Source organism: Streptomyces sp. NPDC021562 (assembly GCF_040640875.1).
Taxonomy (GTDB): domain Bacteria; phylum Actinomycetota; class Actinomycetes; order Streptomycetales; family Streptomycetaceae; genus Streptomyces.
In genome coordinates this window covers 1-19044 of record NZ_JBFACN010000030.1, presented here as the reverse complement: position 1 = coordinate 19044, position 19044 = coordinate 1, and the positions used below count along the sequence as shown (strand labels likewise).

20 protein-coding genes are annotated in these 19044 nt (G+C 70.6%); 16 read left to right on the top strand and 4 right to left on the bottom strand.

Annotated elements, in window-relative coordinates; all coding sequences use genetic code 11:
* Positions 1–86: 86 nt before the first annotated feature.
* On the bottom strand, positions 87–1754 hold the full coding sequence (locus AB0G52_RS34005; protein WP_361341864.1) for a hypothetical protein: 1668 nt from the start codon (positions 1752–1754) through the stop codon (positions 87–89).
* Positions 1755–2001: 247 nt separating this feature from the next.
* Entirely contained in the window at positions 2002–2361 is a 360-nt protein-coding gene (locus AB0G52_RS34000) for a helix-turn-helix domain-containing protein (protein ID WP_132891767.1), read from the bottom strand.
* Between the two features lie 81 nt (positions 2362–2442).
* On the opposite strand from AB0G52_RS34000, the gene AB0G52_RS33995 reads away from it, so the two are divergent.
* The 10 genes from AB0G52_RS33995 (at position 2443) to AB0G52_RS33950 (ending at position 10932) form a co-directional block, all read left to right on the top strand.
* On the top strand, positions 2443–3147 hold the full coding sequence (locus tag AB0G52_RS33995) for an SDR family oxidoreductase (RefSeq protein WP_132891766.1): 705 nt from the start codon (positions 2443–2445) through the stop codon (positions 3145–3147).
* 150 nt (positions 3148–3297) lie between these two features.
* Positions 3298–3693, top strand: a complete 396-nt coding sequence (locus AB0G52_RS33990; protein WP_132891765.1) for a MerR family transcriptional regulator — start codon at positions 3298–3300, stop codon at positions 3691–3693.
* A 105-nt stretch (positions 3694–3798) separates the two neighbouring features.
* Positions 3799–4722: an NADP-dependent oxidoreductase gene (locus AB0G52_RS33985; protein WP_361341859.1), complete on the top strand. Its 924-nt coding sequence runs from the start codon at positions 3799–3801 to the stop codon at positions 4720–4722.
* Positions 4723–4822: 100 nt separating this feature from the next.
* Positions 4823–5158 (top strand): hypothetical protein, encoded by a 336-nt coding sequence (locus AB0G52_RS33980; RefSeq protein WP_361341856.1) that lies wholly within the window; start codon positions 4823–4825, stop codon positions 5156–5158.
* A 122-nt stretch (positions 5159–5280) separates the two neighbouring features.
* A complete protein-coding gene (locus AB0G52_RS33975; RefSeq protein ID WP_132891762.1) occupies positions 5281–5451 on the top strand; it encodes a hydrophobic protein in 171 nt (56 codons plus the stop codon).
* Positions 5452–5760: 309 nt separating this feature from the next.
* Positions 5761–6120: a rodlin gene (locus AB0G52_RS33970; protein WP_361341853.1), complete on the top strand. Its 360-nt coding sequence runs from the start codon at positions 5761–5763 to the stop codon at positions 6118–6120.
* Positions 6121–6645: 525 nt separating this feature from the next.
* Entirely contained in the window at positions 6646–7815 is a 1170-nt protein-coding gene (locus AB0G52_RS33965) for an MFS transporter (RefSeq protein ID WP_165939492.1), read from the top strand.
* Between the two features lie 242 nt (positions 7816–8057).
* On the top strand, positions 8058–9572 hold the full coding sequence (locus AB0G52_RS33960; protein ID WP_361341849.1) for a sialidase family protein: 1515 nt from the start codon (positions 8058–8060) through the stop codon (positions 9570–9572).
* A 332-nt stretch (positions 9573–9904) separates the two neighbouring features.
* Entirely contained in the window at positions 9905–10234 is a 330-nt protein-coding gene (locus tag AB0G52_RS33955; protein ID WP_361342003.1) for a hypothetical protein, read from the top strand.
* The gene (locus AB0G52_RS33950) at positions 10231–10932 is read left to right on the top strand and encodes a class I SAM-dependent methyltransferase (RefSeq protein WP_361341846.1); all 702 of its coding nucleotides are present in this window, start codon (positions 10231–10233) and stop codon (positions 10930–10932) included. Before AB0G52_RS33955 ends, AB0G52_RS33950 begins: the two co-directional genes overlap by 4 nt.
* A gap of 428 nt (positions 10933–11360) precedes the next feature.
* Here the strand turns inward: AB0G52_RS33950 and AB0G52_RS33945 are convergent, their stop codons facing one another.
* The gene (locus AB0G52_RS33945; RefSeq protein ID WP_132891758.1) at positions 11361–12383 is read right to left on the bottom strand and encodes an LLM class flavin-dependent oxidoreductase; all 1023 of its coding nucleotides are present in this window, start codon (positions 12381–12383) and stop codon (positions 11361–11363) included.
* A gap of 195 nt (positions 12384–12578) precedes the next feature.
* Between AB0G52_RS33945 and AB0G52_RS33940 the strand changes: the two genes are divergently transcribed.
* The 5 genes from AB0G52_RS33940 (at position 12579) to AB0G52_RS33920 (ending at position 16445) form a co-directional block, all read left to right on the top strand.
* Positions 12579–13022 carry a hypothetical protein gene (locus AB0G52_RS33940; protein ID WP_132891757.1) on the top strand — a complete coding sequence of 148 codons (444 nt, stop codon included), beginning with the start codon at positions 12579–12581 and terminating at the stop codon, positions 13020–13022.
* Positions 13023–13125: 103 nt separating this feature from the next.
* The gene (locus AB0G52_RS33935) at positions 13126–14052 is read left to right on the top strand and encodes a hypothetical protein (protein ID WP_361341843.1); all 927 of its coding nucleotides are present in this window, start codon (positions 13126–13128) and stop codon (positions 14050–14052) included.
* A gap of 129 nt (positions 14053–14181) precedes the next feature.
* Entirely contained in the window at positions 14182–15384 is a 1203-nt protein-coding gene (locus AB0G52_RS33930; protein ID WP_132891755.1) for a permease, read from the top strand.
* A 127-nt stretch (positions 15385–15511) separates the two neighbouring features.
* Positions 15512–15949 (top strand): Hsp20/alpha crystallin family protein, encoded by a 438-nt coding sequence (locus AB0G52_RS33925; RefSeq protein ID WP_132891754.1) that lies wholly within the window; start codon positions 15512–15514, stop codon positions 15947–15949.
* 100 nt (positions 15950–16049) lie between these two features.
* Complete coding sequence (locus AB0G52_RS33920; RefSeq protein WP_132891753.1) at positions 16050–16445, top strand: DUF2267 domain-containing protein; 396 nt, start codon at positions 16050–16052, stop codon at positions 16443–16445.
* Between the two features lie 87 nt (positions 16446–16532).
* Here AB0G52_RS33920 and AB0G52_RS33915 read toward each other — a convergent pair whose 3' ends face one another.
* On the bottom strand, positions 16533–18278 hold the full coding sequence (locus AB0G52_RS33915; protein WP_361341839.1) for a glycoside hydrolase family 6 protein: 1746 nt from the start codon (positions 18276–18278) through the stop codon (positions 16533–16535).
* A 572-nt stretch (positions 18279–18850) separates the two neighbouring features.
* On the opposite strand from AB0G52_RS33915, the gene AB0G52_RS33910 reads away from it, so the two are divergent.
* On the top strand, positions 18851–19044 hold a 194-nt coding region (locus tag AB0G52_RS33910; protein WP_361341836.1), incomplete at its 3' end, for a hypothetical protein.

Here is a 19044-nt window from a genome sequence, read left to right as displayed (position 1 = left end):
CCGGCCGCTGCCGGTGGGGAAGGACGGGGGACGGCCGCGCCGGCCGCGCCGTGCCGTCGACCGGGCCGCCCCGGCCGACGGCGCCGTCATCCGGGGGGTGCGCCCGCGAGATGACGGGTCGCGAGGGAGTAGGGCCGCAGCCGCTCCCAGCCGCGTGACTCGTACCAGACCTTGTCGAAGCCGCCCACCGGGCGCACGGGAACGGTGCCGTCCTGGAGGCCCTGGGCGAGGGTCCGCCACATCTCGTCGACGAGGGAGCAGTGCCGTACCGCTTCGAGGAGTTCCGCCATGGTGAACGGCGGGCCCTCCATCCGGACCAGCCGGATGTCGTAGCACCCCCGGTAGCCGTGACCGAAGACCGTGAAGGGCGGGTGCCATACCTGGGCGCCGGGCGCGCGGATCGTGTAGCGCACGCGCGAGGCGACGTGACCGCCGTGGTGGTGCTCGGAGTGCTCCGCGATGTCGGGAACCTGCGGCGGGAAGAAGTAGTGCCGCTTGTCCGGGATGTCCGCGCGAGCGAACTCCCCAGGGGCGAAGTGCCACCGGTTGTACATCATCCGCTGGGCGGACCGCCACAGGATCGGTGTCGTGTCGTCGCCGGCCTCGGCCATGCGGGTCGTGTGCGGCAGGCAGCAGCAGAAGAAGTCGCCCTTCTTCAACGCCAGCACGCCGTCCGGTCCGCCCGGCTCGGCCCCGCGCAGCCCCGCCAGGTCACGCACGGAACTGCTCATGCCGTAGTCGGCGTCGGTGCACAGGATCGCCGACAGGACGATCGCGCCGAGCAGCTCGCCGATGGCGCTCTGCTCACCGGGGCCGGCCTGCGCGTCGATCTCGGTGGCGGCCAGGGTCATCGCGCGCAGGTCTCCCCGGACCTGGCCGGAGGGGGACACCCCGAGATGGAGCTTGCCGTACTGGGCGACCAGATCGGGCATGATCCCCGGGTCGCGCGGCAGGGGGAACTCGACGAGGCGTTCGTTCTTCACGAACGTGAACCCGTTGATCCGCCGGTAGCGCATCATCGGTGTCCGGTCGACCTCGTGCATCAGGGTGCGGACGAGCTCCGCCAGCTCCAGCAACGGGAGTGCGTGCGCGTTGTCCGGCTCGCGCCCCAGCGCGGCGCAGTACTGTGCGCAGCGGTTCAAGAGGAAATCGCGGAGCCGGGTCGCGGAAAGCTGACTTCCGTTGAATTCCTCGAATCGCACGGAACGGCCGCTCACGAAAAGGCAGTAGGCCAGTACCACGAAAAGCCTGTCGGTCGGACGCCAGTCGCCTACGGGGCGTTCCCTCAGATTCGCCAGGAGTCTTTCCCGGGTCAGGGTGTTCGTTCCCGCGTCGGACTTCGAGAACACGTCCCGGCCGATCAGGATGTAAACCGTCTCGACTCTTTCCACCCAGTCGGCCAGTTGGACGAGCCGGCCGTCGAGTTCGCCGCTCGTCTCCCACCGGTCCAGCAGAGTGTCGGCCTCGTGCCGCTCGGCGGCCTCCCGGGCCTCGATCACCCGGGCCTCCTCGGCGACCACGTCGAGGACCTCGGGTGGCACGAGCAGGCTGCCCAGCCGCTCGGCGCCGGGTTCCGGCAGCTCACCGGGGGCCCAGAAGGACAGACCGGCGAGCGCGGACCGGGTGACGGCGACGGTGCCGCGGGCGTGCGGCGCCGGTTCCGTGACGAACTCGACGTCCGGCCTGCCCAGGACGTGCTGGACGAGCAGGTGCTCCCAGGCGGTCAGCCGAGAACAGGCGAGGCGGAAGGACAACCTTCCATTTCTGGTGAGTTCTGCGAGAAGTAAGCTCGTCGTGTTCGGTGCGTTCGTGAAAGTTTCGCCGGGACGTAACGAGCCACCAGATCCTAACGGAACCACGTTTCCCCCCAAACGCCTGGTCCTGTGCTGAGCCCGGCGATGAGAGTACACGAACGGTTGTTTCCGGAACAGGGTTCTCGAATATTTGCTGACACCGCGCGTGGTGACGGTCAATGCGCGAGGTGCGCCTGGGGTGTCCGGGTCAGGAGACCGGCCGGCGGGAGCGGGCCGCCTCGATCTCCGGGACGTGCTCCTCGGCCCAGAGCCGTACGGCGCGCAGCGGGACGAGCAGGGAGTGGCCCAGTGGTGTCAGGGCGTACTCGACGCGGGGCGGGTTCTCGTCGTGATCGTGACGGCTGATCAGACCGTCGGCTTCCAGGGAGCGCAGCGTCTCGGTCAGCGCCTTCGCGGTGATGCCCCGGATGTGCCCCTTGAGTTCGGTGAAGCGGCGGGGCCCGTCGGCGAGGGCGTTGACGACGAACACCGTCCAGCGGGCGCCGATGCGGTGCAGCACCGTGCGGCTCGGGCAGGTGGCTGCCATCACGTTGTACGCCTTGCCCATCGCTGCTCCGGTTTCGTTGAAGATACCGGTATCCAATCTATACCGTGAGGTCCGTTCCTACGAAAGGGAGAGGGAAAAGGCATGGAGCGGATCCTGGTCATCGGAGGCGCACGGACGCTGGGCGCGGCCGTCGCGAGGCGTGCGGCGAAGGACGGGTACGACGTGATCGTCGGTGCCCGTGACCTGACCGCGGCCGACGCGCTGGCGGGTGAGATCGGTGCCACGGCGGTACGGGTCGACCTGCAGGACGAGTCGACGCTCGCGGCCGCGGCGCACCGGCTGAGGGACGGAGTCGACCACATCGTCACGACCGGTTCGGCGCCGCACGACGTGCGCGCCGTCGACCTGGACCGTGACAGGCTGCTGGCCGCGTTCACGGCGAAGGTGGTCGGCCCGATGCTGGTGGCCAAGCACTTCGCGCCGATCCTGCGGCCGACCGGGTCGATGGTGCTGTTCTCCGGTGTGGTCGGCTGGCGCCCCGGGCCCGGATCGCTCGTCAAGGGGGTCACCAACGGAGCGGTCGAGTTCGCCGCGCGTCACCTGGCGGCGGATCTGGCACCCGTCCGGGTCAACGCCCTGTCGCCGGGCGTCGTGGACTCCGGCGCGTGGGACCGCCTCGGTGACAAGAAGACCGCTCTGCTCAACAGGAGCGCGGAGGGGACCCTCGTCAAGCGTCACGGTGAGAGCGAGGACGTCGTCGAGGCGGTGATGTGGCTCCTGCGCGCGGGCTTCGTCTCCGGCGAGACGATCCACGTCGAGGGCGGCGCCCGCCACAGGTCCGCCTGAAACGGGGGCGCTCGCCGAACGGGCACAGGCAGGACCAGTGCCAGTTGTCCTCCGCGCGTCACGGCCGTGAAAACGGCAGCGGTCATGGCGGCGACGGGAACCGCGTTGCCGCCCGGCGCGCGCCACCCGCGCGGGCGTAGGCTCTCAGGGATGCGGATAGGCGAATTGTCCAAGCGCACGGGCGTGAGTCCGCGCTCACTGCGGTACTACGAAGAGCAGGGCCTGCTGACCAGCTCACGCTCCGACGCGGGGCAGCGTCACTACTCCGATGGTGCGGTCCAGCGCGTGTCACTCATCCGCCGGCTGTTCGACGCGGGTATGTCCAGCAGGGTGATCGCGACCGTGCTGCCGTGTGTGGACGTCCCGGGTGACCTGGGCGTCGCCGAGGAGACGTTCGCGGCGATGGTGCGCGAACGCGACCGGATCGACGCCGACATCGCGCGCCTGATCGAGACCCGGGATGCGCTCGACGTGCTGATCAGGGCCAACAGCCGACACCGGGCGGAGCTGTCCACGGCCCCGGAGCCGGCGGCGCAGTCGGCCTGACGCTGTGATCTGCGTCTCAGCCGGTTGCCCCTCACACCGATGTCAGAGGTGAGGATGGCGACAACGCCCGGATCACCGGGTCGGTCGTACGAGAGGCGGCGGAAGATGGCGCAGGCGTGGGGCTTCAGCAGGCATGGCGGGCCCGAGGTGCAGGAGTTCTTCGATCGTCCCGACCTCGTCCCCGGTCGCGACGAGGTGCTGATCCGGGTCGACGTCGCCGGCGTCAATCCCCTCGACCACCTCCTGCGCTCGGGGCTGGTCGACGGGCTCGACGGCGGGCGTCCGTTTCCCCGCGTGCTGGGCATGGAGGCAGCCGGAACCGTTCTCGCCCGGGGCGAGGACGTCAACGGGCTCGAGGCGGGTGACGCGGTCTTCGGATTCGCTCTCACCGGTGGCGGCACCTACGCCGAGACGACGGTGCTGTCCGCGCCGAACACCGCGCGCATCCCGGAGGGACTGTCCGCGACCGTGGCGGCAACGCTGCCGGTGGCCGGGACGACCGCGGTGGACGCGCTCGACCAGCTCGGCCTCCCGGCCGGTGCCACGGTCCTGGTCAACGGAGTCGGCGGCGGGGTCGGCCTCGCCGTCGCCCGGTTGGCCAGCGGGCGCGAACTGCGTGTGATCGGCACCGGGAGTACCGCCAAACGCGAGTACGCCGAGGCCCTCGGGGTGCGGTTCATCGACTACACCGCCGAGGACGTCGCCGCCGCGGCACGCGAGCTGGTCCCGGACGGCTTCGACGGGATCGTCGACCTCGCCGGGGGCACCTCGCTGCGGACGGTCGCTCCGCTGGTCCAGGATCCCCGCAACGTCATCGCCGTGGGTGACATGTCCGTGGCCGATCTCGGCGGGCGTTTCGTCGAGCGTCGCGTCGACCGCGAGAACCTGGAACGGTCGGCCCGGCTGGCCCTCGACGGACTCCTCGCACCCGTGATCACCGCGGTCCATCCGCTCGCCGACGCCCCGGCCGCCCTCGCCACCGTCGAGAACGGCCACGCCTCGGGGAAGGTCGTCATCAAGGTGGCATGAGAAGTGCCCGGCCGCCTGACCTCAGTTGTGGCCCGGACGGTACCTCTGAGCTTCCTCAAGTCGGTTGGCGCGCACGGCCGTGGCCGTCAGGCTGACCTCCATGACAGGTATCACGGCTCTGGGCAGGAAGAACACCTTCGTGTTGACCATCCGGGACACGGACGAGGTCGCCGCTGCCCTGCGGGAGGCGCTCACGCAGGCTTCGCCGGAGGAACGCCCGGGCCTGGAACGCGCCGTCGCACTTGTGGAGTCCACCGCCGCCACCCCCGAGGTCCTGCTGCGTGCCCGTTGGGTCCGCTCCCGGCTGGCCGCCGTCGGCTTCATCGGGGACGTCGGCTCGGTCGCCGCGGTGAGGGCGCTGCGCCAGGCGGAACCGACGCTGAGTCTGCTCGCGGCGGTGCAACTTCAGCGAGAGGCGGTCGCGCACCCCGAGTGACCCGACGCCGGCCGGACCGCCGGTGCGGCGCGCCTATGCCCCACATCCCTGGGAAGTAACTCGTATGTCGCGTGCTTGTAGGGCTGAAGTAAGGGCATTCGGTGGCCAGGAGGTTGATAACGATGGTTCCCCTGCTTCTCGTTCTTCTGCTGGCTCTGATCCTATTCGGCGCGGGTTTCGCACTGAAGGCACTGTGGTGGATCGCGGTGATCGTGCTCGTCGTGTGGTTGCTGGGCTTCGTCGTCCGTACGGTGGACAGCGGCGGCCGCAAAGGCCGCTGGTACCGCTGGTAGACGGACCTGACCCGGCGCGAGGCGCGCGCCGTCCGTGAGAAGTGAGTGGGGCCCGGCCGAACACGGCCGGGCCCCACTCGCGCACGAAGTGCCTGCGGCGTGAGCGGTTGGGATGGACGGGGCGTATCGGACGCATTGCAGGGTACGTGAGTGATGCACCGGTCCCGCAGGCCCAGCAGTGGAACCCTGCTCCTCCTGTCTGCGGGGCCGCTGTGCGTGGTCGATGGGCCGGGGTCCGTCGCCCCATCGATCGGGTGATGTCGGGGGATTTGGGAGGCAGTGGCTCCCTCGACCGGGCAAGAACGGACCATGAAAAAGATGATCGTCACAGCAGTACTCGCAGTCGGCCTGCTCGGGATCGCTCCTCAGGCGACGGCCTCCGACAACGACAGCGGCACGACGAGTCTCAGCGGCAACGGCGCCGCGACGGCGGTCGGCAACGCGAAGACCGATGGGGCCATGAGCCCCCAGCTGGCCCTGGTCGAGGGCTCGCTGAACCAGCTCTGTGCCGGCGTGCCGGTCAAGGTCGACGCCGCTTCCCTCGTCGGCGTCGTGCCGGTTTCCGTGCTCCAGGACGTGCCGGTCCTGTCGGCGCCGCAGAACCAGCAGTGCACCGAGAACTCGACGCAGGCGAAGGGCGACGAGCCGCTGTCGCACCTCTTGGGCTAGGTGTACTGATCACGAGCATGGCGAAGGTGCCCGCGTGGGGTGGAGGTGTCGCATCTTCACCCCACGCGGGGCCCCGCGCCCCACCATGACGGCCGCCTGACCGTTCACGGCCGTCGGCAGGGGGGCGACAGCGGACTCATCGACCGTTCCACCCGTCCGGACACAGCGCCACAGCGCCGCGATCGAGGCCGGGTTCGCCGACTGCGACCGGCCCGCACCCGGCAACGGCCTTTCGCCGCCCGCGGCACCGACCGCATCGCGGCCACCCGGCGCGGGCGGTGTGAGGGCGAGGCGGTCGACCCAGCGCGCACCCGGGCGCGTTCACACCTCGTACGCGTCCTCCTCAACGGCCGCCCCCGGCTCGGGAGCGGGCGTTTCCCCTGTCGGCCAGGGAATCTTTAGACGGTTGGGGTGGCCGGGTGTGCCGTTCCAGCGGTGATATGTCCCCTGGACCGCGGAGGGGTGGTGGGCGTGAACCGACCGATGCCCGGGGCTCGGGGCCCGGGGGAGCCGGCGGCATGGCGTATGGGGCCGTGGCGATTCGTGGTGTGGTTCGGCACGATCAGTCTGCTCGCGGACGTCGTCTACGAGGGCGCCCGCTCGATCACCGGCCCGCTGCTGGCCTCGCTGGGGGCGTCGTCCCTCGTCGTGGGGGTGGTGACCGGTGCCGGGGAGTCGGCGGCGCTGGTACTGCGGCTGGTCTCCGGTCCGCTGGCGGACCGGACGCGTCGCTTCTGGGGTCTGGCGATCGGCGGGTACGCCCTGACGGTCGTCTCGGTGCCGCTGCTCGGTGTGTCCGGGGTGCTGTGGGCCGCCTGCGTCCTGGTGATCGCCGAACGGGTGGGCAAGGCCGTGCGCTCACCCGCGAAGGACACGCTCCTCTCGCACGCCACCGCGGCCACGGGACGAGGACGCGGCTTCGCCGTCCATGAGGCGCTGGACCAGATCGGAGCCATCGCAGGCCCGCTGCTGGTGGCGGGTGTGCTCGCGCTGACCGGCGGCGACTACGGCCCCGCGCTCGGTGTCCTCGCCGTCCCGGGCATCGCCGTACTGCTGCTGCTGTTCTGGCTCCGGGCCCGGATGCCGGACCCGGAGGCCTACGAGCGCGAGACGACGGCTTCGGCACCCGCGGCACCGGACGCGCGGGGCGGGCGGCTGCCGAGGGCCTTCTGGACGTACGCCGCCTTCACCGCGGCCACCACGACCGGGTTCGCCACGTTCGGCGTGCTCTCCTACCACCTGGTCCAGCGGCACCTGCTGACCACCGCCTGGGTTCCGGTGCTCTACGCGGCGGCGATGGCGGTGGACGCTGTCGCGGCGCTTGCCACGGGCTGGCTGTACGACCGCTACGGCCCCCGGGTGCTGGTCGCCCTGCCCGTCCTCACGGCGGGAGTGGTGGCGCTGGCGTTCAGCGACACGGTCGCGGTAGCGGTGGCGGGGTCGCTGGTTTGGGGCGCGGCCATGGGCATCCAGGAGTCCACGCTGCGCGCCACCGTCGCCGACCTGGTGCCCAGCGGACGCCGCGCCACCGCCTACGGGCTGTTCGCGGGCGTGGTCGGCGCGGCGAGCCTGGCCGGTGGGACGCTGACCGGTGGGCTGTACGGCTACTCGATCCCGGTACTGATCACGGTCGTCGTCGCCATCCAGGTGCTGGCTCTGGTGCTGCTGGCGGTCATCCGAGCCGAACGGCGCTGACACACCGGGTCAAGCGCGGGTCAATTCCCTGCGGTTCGTGCGGGGTTGCCCCGGAACGGGGTTGACGTGGTCATGCTAATCGCAGCAGAGTGTCGGCGTCCTTCAGCACGTCCTGCACCATGTTCGGTTCGGTCGGGCTCCGCCCGCTCCTCCCTGGCGCGGACGTGTACGAGGCGTGCGCCCGCCCCCGCTCTGCGACGGCGCGATGCCGGACGTGCCCCTTCTCCGAAAGGGAACGGATCATGTCCCTTGCGTCACTGCTCCACCGCCTGGCGAGACCCGGCCTGGTGACGGCGGCCCTCGCGGCCGGCACGCTCGCCCTGACCGCGACCTCCGCCACCGCCGCTCCGGCCCTCACCCAGATCAGCGCCGACCCCTACACCAACGCCACCAGCCAGCACGCCACCGAGGTCGAACCGGACACCTTCTCCTACGGCTCGACGATCGTCTCCGCCTTCCAGGTCGGCCGGTTCACCGACGGCGGCGGCTCGAACGTCGGCTTCGCGACCTCCAAGGACGGCGGCGCCACCTGGACCAAGGGGTTCCTGCCAGGGATCACCACCCAGGCGGGCGGCACCTTCCAGCGGGTCAGCGACGCGTCGGTGACCTACGACGCGAAGCACAACGTCTGGCTGATCTCCTCCATCCCCATCACCTCGTCCGTCACCGTGCCCGAGGTGTACACCAGCCGCTCGACCGACGGCGGTCTGACCTGGAGCAACCCCGTCGTCACCGCGACCGGTTCGAGCCTCGACAAGAACTGGATCGTCTGCGACAACACCGCCACGAGCGCGTTCTACGGCAACTGCTACACCGAGTACGACAACAACGGCGACAGCGACCGCATCAAGATGACCACCTCCTCCGACGGCGGACTCACCTGGGGCGCCTCGAAGAACACCGGCAACAACGCCACCGGCCTGGGCGGGCAGCCGGTCGTACAGCCGAACGGCACCGTCGTGGTCCCGATCGCGAACGCCTCGGAGACCGCGATCCGCGCCTTCACCTCCGCCAACGGCGGCAGCTCCTGGACCAGCGCCACCACCGTCGCCACCGTCAGCTCCTTCACCGTGGGCGGCAACCTGCGCAGCGGCCCGCTGCCCTCCGCCGAGATCGACTCCGCCGGGAAGGTGTACGTCGTCTGGCAGGACTGCCGGTTCCGTGCCGGCGGAAGCTCCTGCACCTCCAACGACATCGTCATGGCGACGAGCACCAACGGCACCACCTGGTCGTCGGTGACCCGCATCCCGATCGACGCGACGACGAGCACCGTCGACCACTTCATCCCCGGCCTCGCGGTCGACCCGTCCACCGCGGGCGGCACCGCGCACCTGGCGCTGACGTACTACTACCACCCGGTCGCCAACTGCACCGCTTCCACCTGTCAGTTGGACGTCGGGTACGTCTCCTCGGCCAACGGCGGCAGCACCTGGACGGCGCCGACCCAGCTGGCCGGTCCGATGCCCCACTCCTGGCTGGCGAGCACCACGCAGGGCACCATGGTCGGCGACTACATCTCGACGTCGTTCTCCGGCGGCACGGCGCACCCCGTCTTCGCCGTGGCCTCCGCGCCCAACGGGTCGTCCTTCAACGAGGCGATGTACACACCGGCCTCGGGCCTCACCGCGGCTGCCGGCACCACCGCCGCCACGACCGCCACAGCCCGCGACAACGCCTTCTCGGCCCGCCTCGCCGCGATCGCCTACGTGCAGTGGCTGGCCAACGGCGGCACCGAGGGCGGCGAGGACAGCCCCTGACCGCAGTGGGCCCCGGTGCCGCCGTCGGCGTCGACGCCGCGGTCGGCACGAGCGACGGCCCTGCGCCGCCACCGGCTGTGGCTGTCGTGTCGTCGCCGTCCGCGAGGTGCCTCGGCGTGCTGACGTGGTCGACCGCCACGTCGCGACGTGCCGGGCCCCGGACATCTCGTGTCCGGGGCCCGGCACCCTGCTTCCCCCGCCGCGTCGTCGGGACCGGTGCCCGCGCGAGCCCGCGATCAGGTGCATAGAGCGCGGCCCGGTGTTCAGCCCGAACGGCCGCGTGCTGGCCACCGCGGGCGCCGACCACACCGGACGGCTGTGGAACGTCACCGATCCCGCCCGCTGCGTACAGGTGGGGCAGCCGCTCAGGCCACTCCAGCTTCGTCGACTCCCTCGCCTTCAGCCCGGACGGACACACCCTGGCCAGCGGCGGCGACGACCGGACCGTGCGCCTGTGGGACGTGACCGACCCGGTCCACGCCACTGCCATGGGGTCGGCCCTGACCGGCCACACCGGAGCCGTCAACGACACGGCCTTCAGCCCCGACGGACGGGTCCTCGCAACCGCCGCCGGTGCCGCTGCCCCACCGGCCTGCAAGATCCGCCACCGTGCTTATGGTGAAGTCTCAGGCGCTGTCGCAGCGAAGGAGATGCCGGCGTGACGAAGACAGGTGAACGGGCCGCGCAGGTCCGCGCGGTGCGGCGACGACTCGTGCAGGACGGTCCGCCGCGCACACGCGATCTTGAGGCGGACTTCGAGACCGTCACGCTGCCCGAGCAGCACTGCGACCAGCTGCGCGACCTCCTGATCGCCGAGGAAGCCGCGACGGTCGTCGAGGTCGGTCTCGCCTACGCCGGTTCCGCACTGGCGATCGGCGAGGCGCTGGTGACCATCGATCGTCCCGACCCCCGGCACATCATCATCGACCCGTTCCAGAAGAGCGAGTTCGCGGACGCCGGCTGGGACCTCCTGCGCTCGGCGGGGCTCGAGACGATCGCCACGCTCATGGCCGCGCCCTCCTCTGTCGTGCTTCCCCAACTGCTGACCGAGGGCTTCGTCGCGGACGCCGCCTTCGTGGACGGCAGCCACCGCTTCCATGAAGTCTTCGTCGACCTGTACTTCCTGCGCAAGGTCGTCCGGCCCGGCGGGCTGATCGTCATCGACGACGACTGGTGGCCGTCTGTGCACACCGCCGTGCAGTACTACGAACAGAACCTGGGATGGGCGGTGATTCCCGACGCGTTCCCCGGTGCGACGCTCGGCGTCGGACCGAAGGGCCATCACGGCGCCCGATGCAAGGCCTACCGCCTGCCCGACGCTCCGGTCGAGCCCTCCTTCGAGGACTTCCGCGCATTCTGAGCCGAGGAAGAGGAGACGGTCCTGTACCGCAACGGAGTGGCGCTGGCCGTCGTCACGTCCCGGTGGCCGTACCCATGCAGACGAGCACCTCACCCGGTGCGGCATCGCCGGCCACTTCACCCTGCCCCGAGGGCTGTCTCCTGGCCCGCCGACGGCTGGGGTCGCACCCGGCGAAGCGGTGGTCTTCGGGGACTCCGCAGCGGGCCTCCACGCAGGCCGGCGCGCGGGCGCCCGCTGTTTCGCCGTGGGCCGGGCGGCCAGGACACCCGGCCTGTTCCGCCTGGCGGACCACGCGGTCGGGGACCTGGCGAAGGCGCCGGCCATCGCCGCGGCCGGGTGACCGACCGCGGCCCGCCCCCTCGACCGGCGGAAATCGGCGCCGGTGCGGTTTCTGCCCGGCCGGGTGCCGTCTGTCGCTGTACCGGTCGTCAGCGCCAGCCGAGTTCGGGTGCGACGTGGGTCAGAATGCTGTCGAGGATGTGGGCGTTGTAGTCGACGCCGAGCTGGTTGGGCACCGTGAGCAGCACGGTGTCGGCGGCGGCGATGGCCTCGTCCTCGGCGAGCTGCTTGACGAGCGCGTCGGGTTCGGCGGCGTAGGAGCGGCCGAAGATGCTGCGCGTGTGGGCGTCGATGTAGCCGATCTGGTCCGTGGAGTCGCGGTCGCGCCCGAAGTACGCGCGGTCCCGGTCGTCGACGAGCGGGAAGATGCTGCGGCTGACCGACACCCTGGGGGTACGGGTGTGGCCCGCGGCGCGCCAGGCCTCGTGGTACGCCTCGATCTGCTTGCGCTGCTGGACGTGGAGCGGCTCACCGCTCTCGTCGTCCTTGAGCGTCGAACTCTGCATGTTCATCCCGAGCCCGGCGGCCCATGCCGCGGTCGCGTTCGAGCCGGAACCCCACCAGATGCGCTCTCGCAGGCCCTCGGAGTACGGTTCGATGCGCAGCAGTCCCGGCGGGTTGGCGAACATCGGCCGGGGGTCGGGCTCGGCGAATCCCTCCCCCTTCAGCACCTGGAGCAGTTCCTCCGTGTGGGCGCGTGCCAGGTCGGCGTCGGTTCCGCCCTCCGGCGGCCGGTGACCGAAGTGCCGCCAGCCGTCGATCACCTGCTCCGGTGAGCCCCGGCTCAGGCCGAGCTGGAGCCGGCCGCCCGAGATCAGGTCGGCCGCGCCCGCGTCCTCCGCCATGTACAGCGGGTTCTCGTACCGCATGTCGATCACACCCGTGCCGATCTCGATCCGGCTGGTGCGCGCGCCGATGGCGGCGAGGAGCGGGAAGGGCGAGGCGTGCTGCCGTGCGAAGTGGTGGACCCGGAAGTAGGCGCCGTCCGCCCCCAGCTCCTCCGCTGCGACGGCGAGGTCGATCGCCTGCAGGAGCGAGTCCGACGCGGTACGCGTCTGCGAGTGCGGCGATGGCGTCCAGTGCCCGAAGGACAGGAACCCGATCTTTTTCATGCCGCTTTCAACAACTCGTGAACGCGTTCATTCCGCAGCCGGGTACACAGCCTCCCTCCGAGGCGCCCCTTCACCGGCTGATCGTGGTCGAGTCCGACGCCTTGCATACCCCGCCCCGGTATGGTGGGGTGGGTGATCAGGCCGCACGCCGAAGGGTGCTGCGAAGAACGCGAAGAGTGCGAAGAGGGGCGGAACGTGGGCAGCGGACACGCGGGCGGGCGGGGCATCGCCCGGCTGTCGGCGCTGTGCGCGGTGCTGTTCGGCCTGTTCCTCATGCATGGCGCCCCCGCCGCGGCCGCAGAGGGTTGCCACGGCGCCATGTCCACGATGGCCGCCTCGCCGATGACCGGCGCTCACCACCCCGCCCCGCTCCTCGCGACACCTGCGCCCGCTGCGCACGGCACCGGACCCACTGTCCGGGCCGCCGACGCCTCCGCAATGTCCGGGACGCTGTGCGTGTCGACCGCGGCCCACGAGCGGATCCAGCTGCCCGCGCCCGGTCTGCTCGGCGTGGCGGGCGCCGCGGTGTTCGCCCCGTGGGTGCCGGCCCTGCGGGTGACAGCCGGCGGGACGGGGCGGCGCGGACCACCGGGCGGCGGGCGAGATCTCCTGCTTCAGGTGTGCATCGCGCGGACGTGACAGGCGCGCACCGGATCCCGGCCCCCGGCCGGAGCCGGCATCGCGTCCTGCTCGTCTCCGCGCACCACCGGTGTGGTGCGCCCACCCGGAAAGACCCACCTCGATGGCCACCTCCTCCCGTCCCACCGCCCGTCGCCGCACCCTCGCAGCGGCCGGCGCCGCGGCCGCTCTCGCGCTGACGCTTGCCGCCTGCGGCTCCTCCAGCGACTCCGCGTCCATGCCCGGCATGGACCACGGCAGTAAGCCCTCCGCCTCCTCCTCGCCCAGCGCGCCGCAAGCGATGCCCGGCATGCCCGGCATGGACCACATGGCCTCCGGCAGCGGCCTGTCCGACACTCAGGACGGCTACCGCCTCACCTCCCAGGACGCGACCCTGCCGTCCGGCAAGCAGACCGCCTACCGGTTCACGGTCACCGGCCCGGGCGGCAAGGCGGTCACCGGATTCGCCCTCGACCAGACCAAGCGGATGCACTTCTACGCCATCCGCTCCGACCTGACCGGCTTCCAGCACCTCCACCCCGCCATGGCCGCCGACGGCACCTGGACCGCTGACCTGGCCTCCCTCACCCCGGGCTCCTGGCGCCTGTTCGCCTCCTTCAGCCCCGACGGCGGGCCAGGCAAGGACAAGGACTTCGTGCTCTCCCGCACCGTCACCGTGCCCGGAACCGCGACCGACACCCCGCTGCCCGCCCCCGCCACCAGCACCCAGGTCGACGGGTACACCGTCACCGTCAAGGGCGAGCCCATGGCCGGGATGGCGCACCCGTTGACCGTCTCCCTCGCCAAGGACGGCAAGCCCGTCACCGACCTCCAGCCCTACCTGGACACCTATGCCCACCTGACCGCCTTCCACGAAGGTGACGCCGCCTTCGCCCACCTGCACCCCACCACCAAGGTGACCGGCGACCACGGCGGCCCGGACCTCGCCTTCCACGCCGAACTGCCCACCTCCGGCAACTGGCGGCTGTTCCTGCAGTTCCGGACCGGCGGCACGCTCCACACCGCGGCCCTGACCCTGCGCGTGGGCTGACCGCGAGCGGGGCGCCGCCCTCCCTCGCGGCGGCGCCCCGCCCCGGCCCGCAAGACCCGCCCCCTCGATCCGCCCCCTCACCCCGCGTACGCCGGGCGTACGCCGCTTCGTGCGAGGAAGGCTTCTCACATGCACGCCGTACTGCACGCACTGTCGATCACCGGCTCCATGACCTGGGAGATCACCTGGGCCCTGATCCTGGGCTTCACGCTGTCCGCCGTCGTCCAGGCCGTGGTCCGCAAGTCCACCGTCGTCTCCCTGCTCGGCGACGACCGGCCCCGCACCCTCGCCGTCGCCGCCGGCCTGGGCGCGGCCTCCTCGTCCTGCTCCTACGCCGCGGTGGCACTGGCCCGCTCACTGTTCCGCAAGGGCGCGAACTTCACCGCCGCGATGGCCTTCGAGATCGCCTCCACCAACCTCGTCATCGAACTCGGCGTCATCCTCGCGCTGCTGATGGGCTGGCAGTTCACCGCCGCCGAATTCGTCGGCGGCCCCATCATGATCATCCTGCTGGCCGTGCTCTTCAGGCTCTTCCTGCGCGACAGGCTCCTGAGGCAGGCTCGCGAGCAGGCGGAACAGGGGCTTGCCGGATCGATGGAGGGCCACGCCGCGATGGACATGTCCGTACAGCGCCAAGGCTCCTTCACGCGCAGGCTCCTCTCCCGCGAGGGCTTCACCGCCACCAGCCACGTGTTCGTCATGGAATGGGCGGCGATCCTGCGTGACCTGGTCGTCGGGCTGCTCATCGCCGGCGCGATCGCCGCCTGGGTCCCGGACTCGTTCTGGCGCGCCTTCTTCTTCGACGGCCACCCGCTCGCCGCCAAGCTGTGGGGGCCCGTCGTCGGCCCACTGGTGGCGATCGCCTCGTTCGTGTGCTCCATCGGCAACGTGCCGCTGGCTGTGGTGCTGTGGAAGGGAGGCATCAGCTTCGGCGGCGTGGTGGCGTTCATCTTCGCCGACCTGCTGATCCTGCCGATCCTCAACATCTACCGGAAGTACTACGGCGCCAAGATGGCCGCCTTCCTCCTCGGCACGTTCTACCTCGCGATCGTCATCGCCGGATACGTCGTCGAGTTCGCCTTCGGCGGGCTCGGCCTGATCCCCGACCAGGCCGACGCGAAGGTCCCCATGGAAGGCATCAGCTGGAACTACACCACCTGGCTCAACATCGTCTTCCTCCTCCTGGCCGCGGTGCTCCTGGTGCGCTTCTGGCGCACCGGCGGCATGGCCATGCTCCGCATGATGGGCGGCTCACCCGACACCGACCATGATCACGCCGACCATGCGCACCACGGGCACCACGCGGCGGACCCCCACGGCGGACACCCCTGAGCGCGCACGTTCCCAGTCGTCATCCTTTGGATGACTCATCGATTGTCATCCAAAGGATGACGTGGTACAACGGTGTCAGTGAGGCGCATTGGCAGCAACTGCCCGAACCCTCTGGAGGTGTTTTCCGATGTTGATGCGCACCGACCCCTTCCGTGAGCTCGACCGGCTGGCGCAGCATCTGGTGGGCACCGGCACCGGTACGTGGTCCCGGCTGTCCCCGATGCCGATGGACGCCTACCGAGAGGGCGACACCTATGTGGTGGCCTTCGACATCCCCGGTGTCACCGCGGACGCGATCGACATCGACGTCGAACGGAACATGCTGACCGTCAAGGCCGAGCGCCGGCCGACGGCGAAGGCCGACGACGTGCAGATGGAGCTCTCGGAGCGGCCGCTGGGCGTCTTCTCCCGCCAGCTGGTACTGGCCGACACGCTGGACACCGAGCACATCCAGGCCGACTACGACGCGGGTGTGCTCACCGTGCGCATTCCGATCGCGGAGCGTGCCAAGCCCCGCAAGATCACCATCGGTGTCGGATCCGGCCGCAAGGAGATCTCCGGCTGAGCCGGACCGCCGTAGGGCTCGGCGGAGGAGGACGGGCGACCGATCTCCCCCCTGCCCGTCCTCCGCGGGCAATCCGGGGCAAGGAAGGGAGACTGCCGAGGTGACCGTGCGACGAGAGGCGTTCCTCGACCACGTGAAGGAACGCGGCGAATACCGCACCCCGCAGGAAGCCGAGCGTGCGACTCGCGTCGTGCTCGCCCTGCTGGGCGCGCACTTGCTCGGCGAGGTACGAGCCCAGCTGGCGGCGCGGCTGCCGGAAGGCTTCGCCCTGATCCTTCTCAACCCGTTGCAGAGCGCCGAGCCGCTGTCCCCGGAGCGGTTCGTGCGGGCGACCGCGGCCTGGATCGAGGGTGCCACCGAGCAGACCGCGGCCTGGGACGTCAGCGCCGTCCTGTCCACCGTCGCCGACGCCGCCGACGACGACCTGCTCCAACAGATCCTGCTCCAGCTCCCCTCCGGCTACGACCTCCTCTTCGGCCGCCCTCAGCCCGCCTGACCACCCACCGGCGACTCCGCACCGACGCCTGCGCCGGGGCCGGTCGCTTGACGACCGGCCCCGGCGGCCACTCACCCTGTCACAGGGTCACGGCAGAGGCGGGTACGCGTTCTGCATGAGCTGCTGGAACTGGGCGGAGAACCAGTGCCCGGCCAGCGGCGCGTTCGGCAGGGCGCCGGTGGGGTTGTTGCCGTTGCGGGCGTTGCCGCCGTAGGTGGGGTCGCACATGCGGTCGAAGCCCTTGCCCTCGTCGTCGGAGACGGCGGAGCTGGAGCCGTCGGACTCGCCCGGCGGCTTGACCCACACGTAGGCGTCGATGCCGGCGGCCGGGGCGGCGGTGGGCCGCTCGCCGAGTCCGGCGCCGCTCTGGTTGCACCAGTTGCCGGCGTGGATGCGCCGGTCCACACGGCTGCCGTTGACGTAGTCGTCGACGGACGTGAGCGGCCCGGGACCGGTGGGCCGGGCGGCGCCGCCCCAGCCGTCGCGGGAGGTGTCGATGAGCATGCCGATGCCGGAGCGGAACCCGGCCGCGACCAGCTTGTCCCGCAGCCCCAGGGCGAACGACTGCTCGTCCACGTACTGGTTCCAGTCGACCCACTTCGACTGGCGCACGGTCTGGCCGTTCACCGTGTCGGTGACCTTGAAGTTCGGCTCCTTGACGGGGCTGTAGTTGGCGGTGTTGACGATGAAGCCGGCCACGTCGTCGACGCTCGCGCCGTTGGTCGTGGCGACCTTGGCGAACTCCTGCACGGCCGGGCCGAGGTTGCTGTCCCAGCCGAGCCAGCCGTGGTGGCCGGCGTCGATGTAGTTGTAGACGTTGGGAATGGCGCCGAGCTTGTCCAGGGCGTAGGAGACGCCCTTCTCGTAGTTGCCGTTGCTCTTCATGGTCACGCAGGCGTCGGTCGTGGTGGGGGTGCCGCCGGCGTTGGTGACCAGGTTGGGCAGTGAGTCGGGTTCGATGACCGTGGCGATCCGCAGGCCCGCGTACTTCGGGTCGGAGAGGATGGACGCGATGGGGTCGATGTACTGGCTCTTGTACTTGTCGAGGTCGTTCGGGCCGAGTTCGCCGTTGGAGGCGAGTGCGGCACAGTCACGGCCCGGCAGGTCGTAGATGACCAGCTGGACGACGAGGTCACCGGATCCCTTCTGCTTCAGGGCCGCGTCGAGGTGGTCGCGCAGGCCCATGCCGCCGCTCACGCCGTTGATCGCGGCGATCCGGTCGAGCCAGACGGCGGTGGGCTGGTTGGCGATCCGGCTGCCGCCCGGCTCCGCAGCCGCCTTGGCCGACCACTCGGGGTTCACGTACACCTTGGCCCCGACATAGGGGTTGTCGGCCCGGCCGTCCGTGCCGCCACCGCCCCCTCCGCCGCCCGTGCCGCCGCCCGTGCCGCCACCGGTACCGCCGCTGCCGCCGTCGTCGACGTTGCAGGCGACGCCGTCGAGCGTGAAGGTGGCCGGCACGGCGTTGGTGCCGCTGTAGGAGCCGTTGAAGCCGAAGCTGACCGAACCGCCGGTCGCCAGGGAGCCGTTGTAACTCTCGTTGCCGGCCGTCACGGCGGCACCGCTCTGGGAGACCTTCGCGTTCCAGCCGTTGGTGACCTGCTGATTGCCGGCGAACGACCACTGCAGCGACCAGCTCGACTTCGCAGGGCCGTTGTTGGTGATGGTGACGGCAGTGGTGAAGCCGGTGTCCCACTGGTTCTGCACCTTGTAGTCCACGGTGCAGGGCACCGAGGAGGTGGCGGCACCGGCCGGTGCCGCGAGGAGTGCCGTGCCCGAGGTTCCGGCGACCAGCGCCAGGGCGGCCACAAGCGACATTCTGGTACGACTCATGAGTGCGGGTTCCTTCTCCTTCGGAGGTGATCACGAGGTGAGGGCGCGCGGGATCAGGGACGTCCCGGAAGGCAGTCCCCGGACTTTCATCGAGCAGGGGCGTCGACGTCGAGTGGTCGACGAGTCCTGCCCTCGGCGCCCGCGATGGGCACAGGAGACACGCGGGGCAGGCGCGTTGCCGTCAGGCGGCGGTGACACGGTCGGCCGCGGGACCGGTCCCGGGACACCGTCGCACCCCGGACCGGACAGCGCCCGGACGGAGCGCGACCGTACCGGTGACGGCTGGAAGTGCTGAACACGGGGGGTGTCGCATGAGCGAGTCCTCACAGTTGGGCGGGCCGAGACGGCCGCGTCGACTGATGGAATCGCTCCCACTGGTGCCGACGAAGCTAGCGCCAAGTGAGCCGCTTTCACAGGGTTGTTGCTTAACTTTCTTCGGCAGGTTCCGCTCGGAACGATTCAACTCCTCAACGTCTTGACGGGGTCAGCCGTCATCCCCACTATGGGAGCGCTCCCACTGGTTCAAGCCTTGTCCCCCCACCGAGCCGCACTCCGCAAGGAGGACCAGAAACGTGGATTCCGGACGCAAGCGCAGAGCCACGAGACGGTTGTGGACCGCCGTCGCAGCCGCATTGGCTCTGCCCCTGTCGATGCTCGCCACCAGCGCAACGCCCGCCCACGCGGCGGCCGTCCAGTGCAGCGTCGACTACAAGACCAACGACTGGGGTTCCGGCTTCACCGCGGACCTCACGATCACCAACCGCGG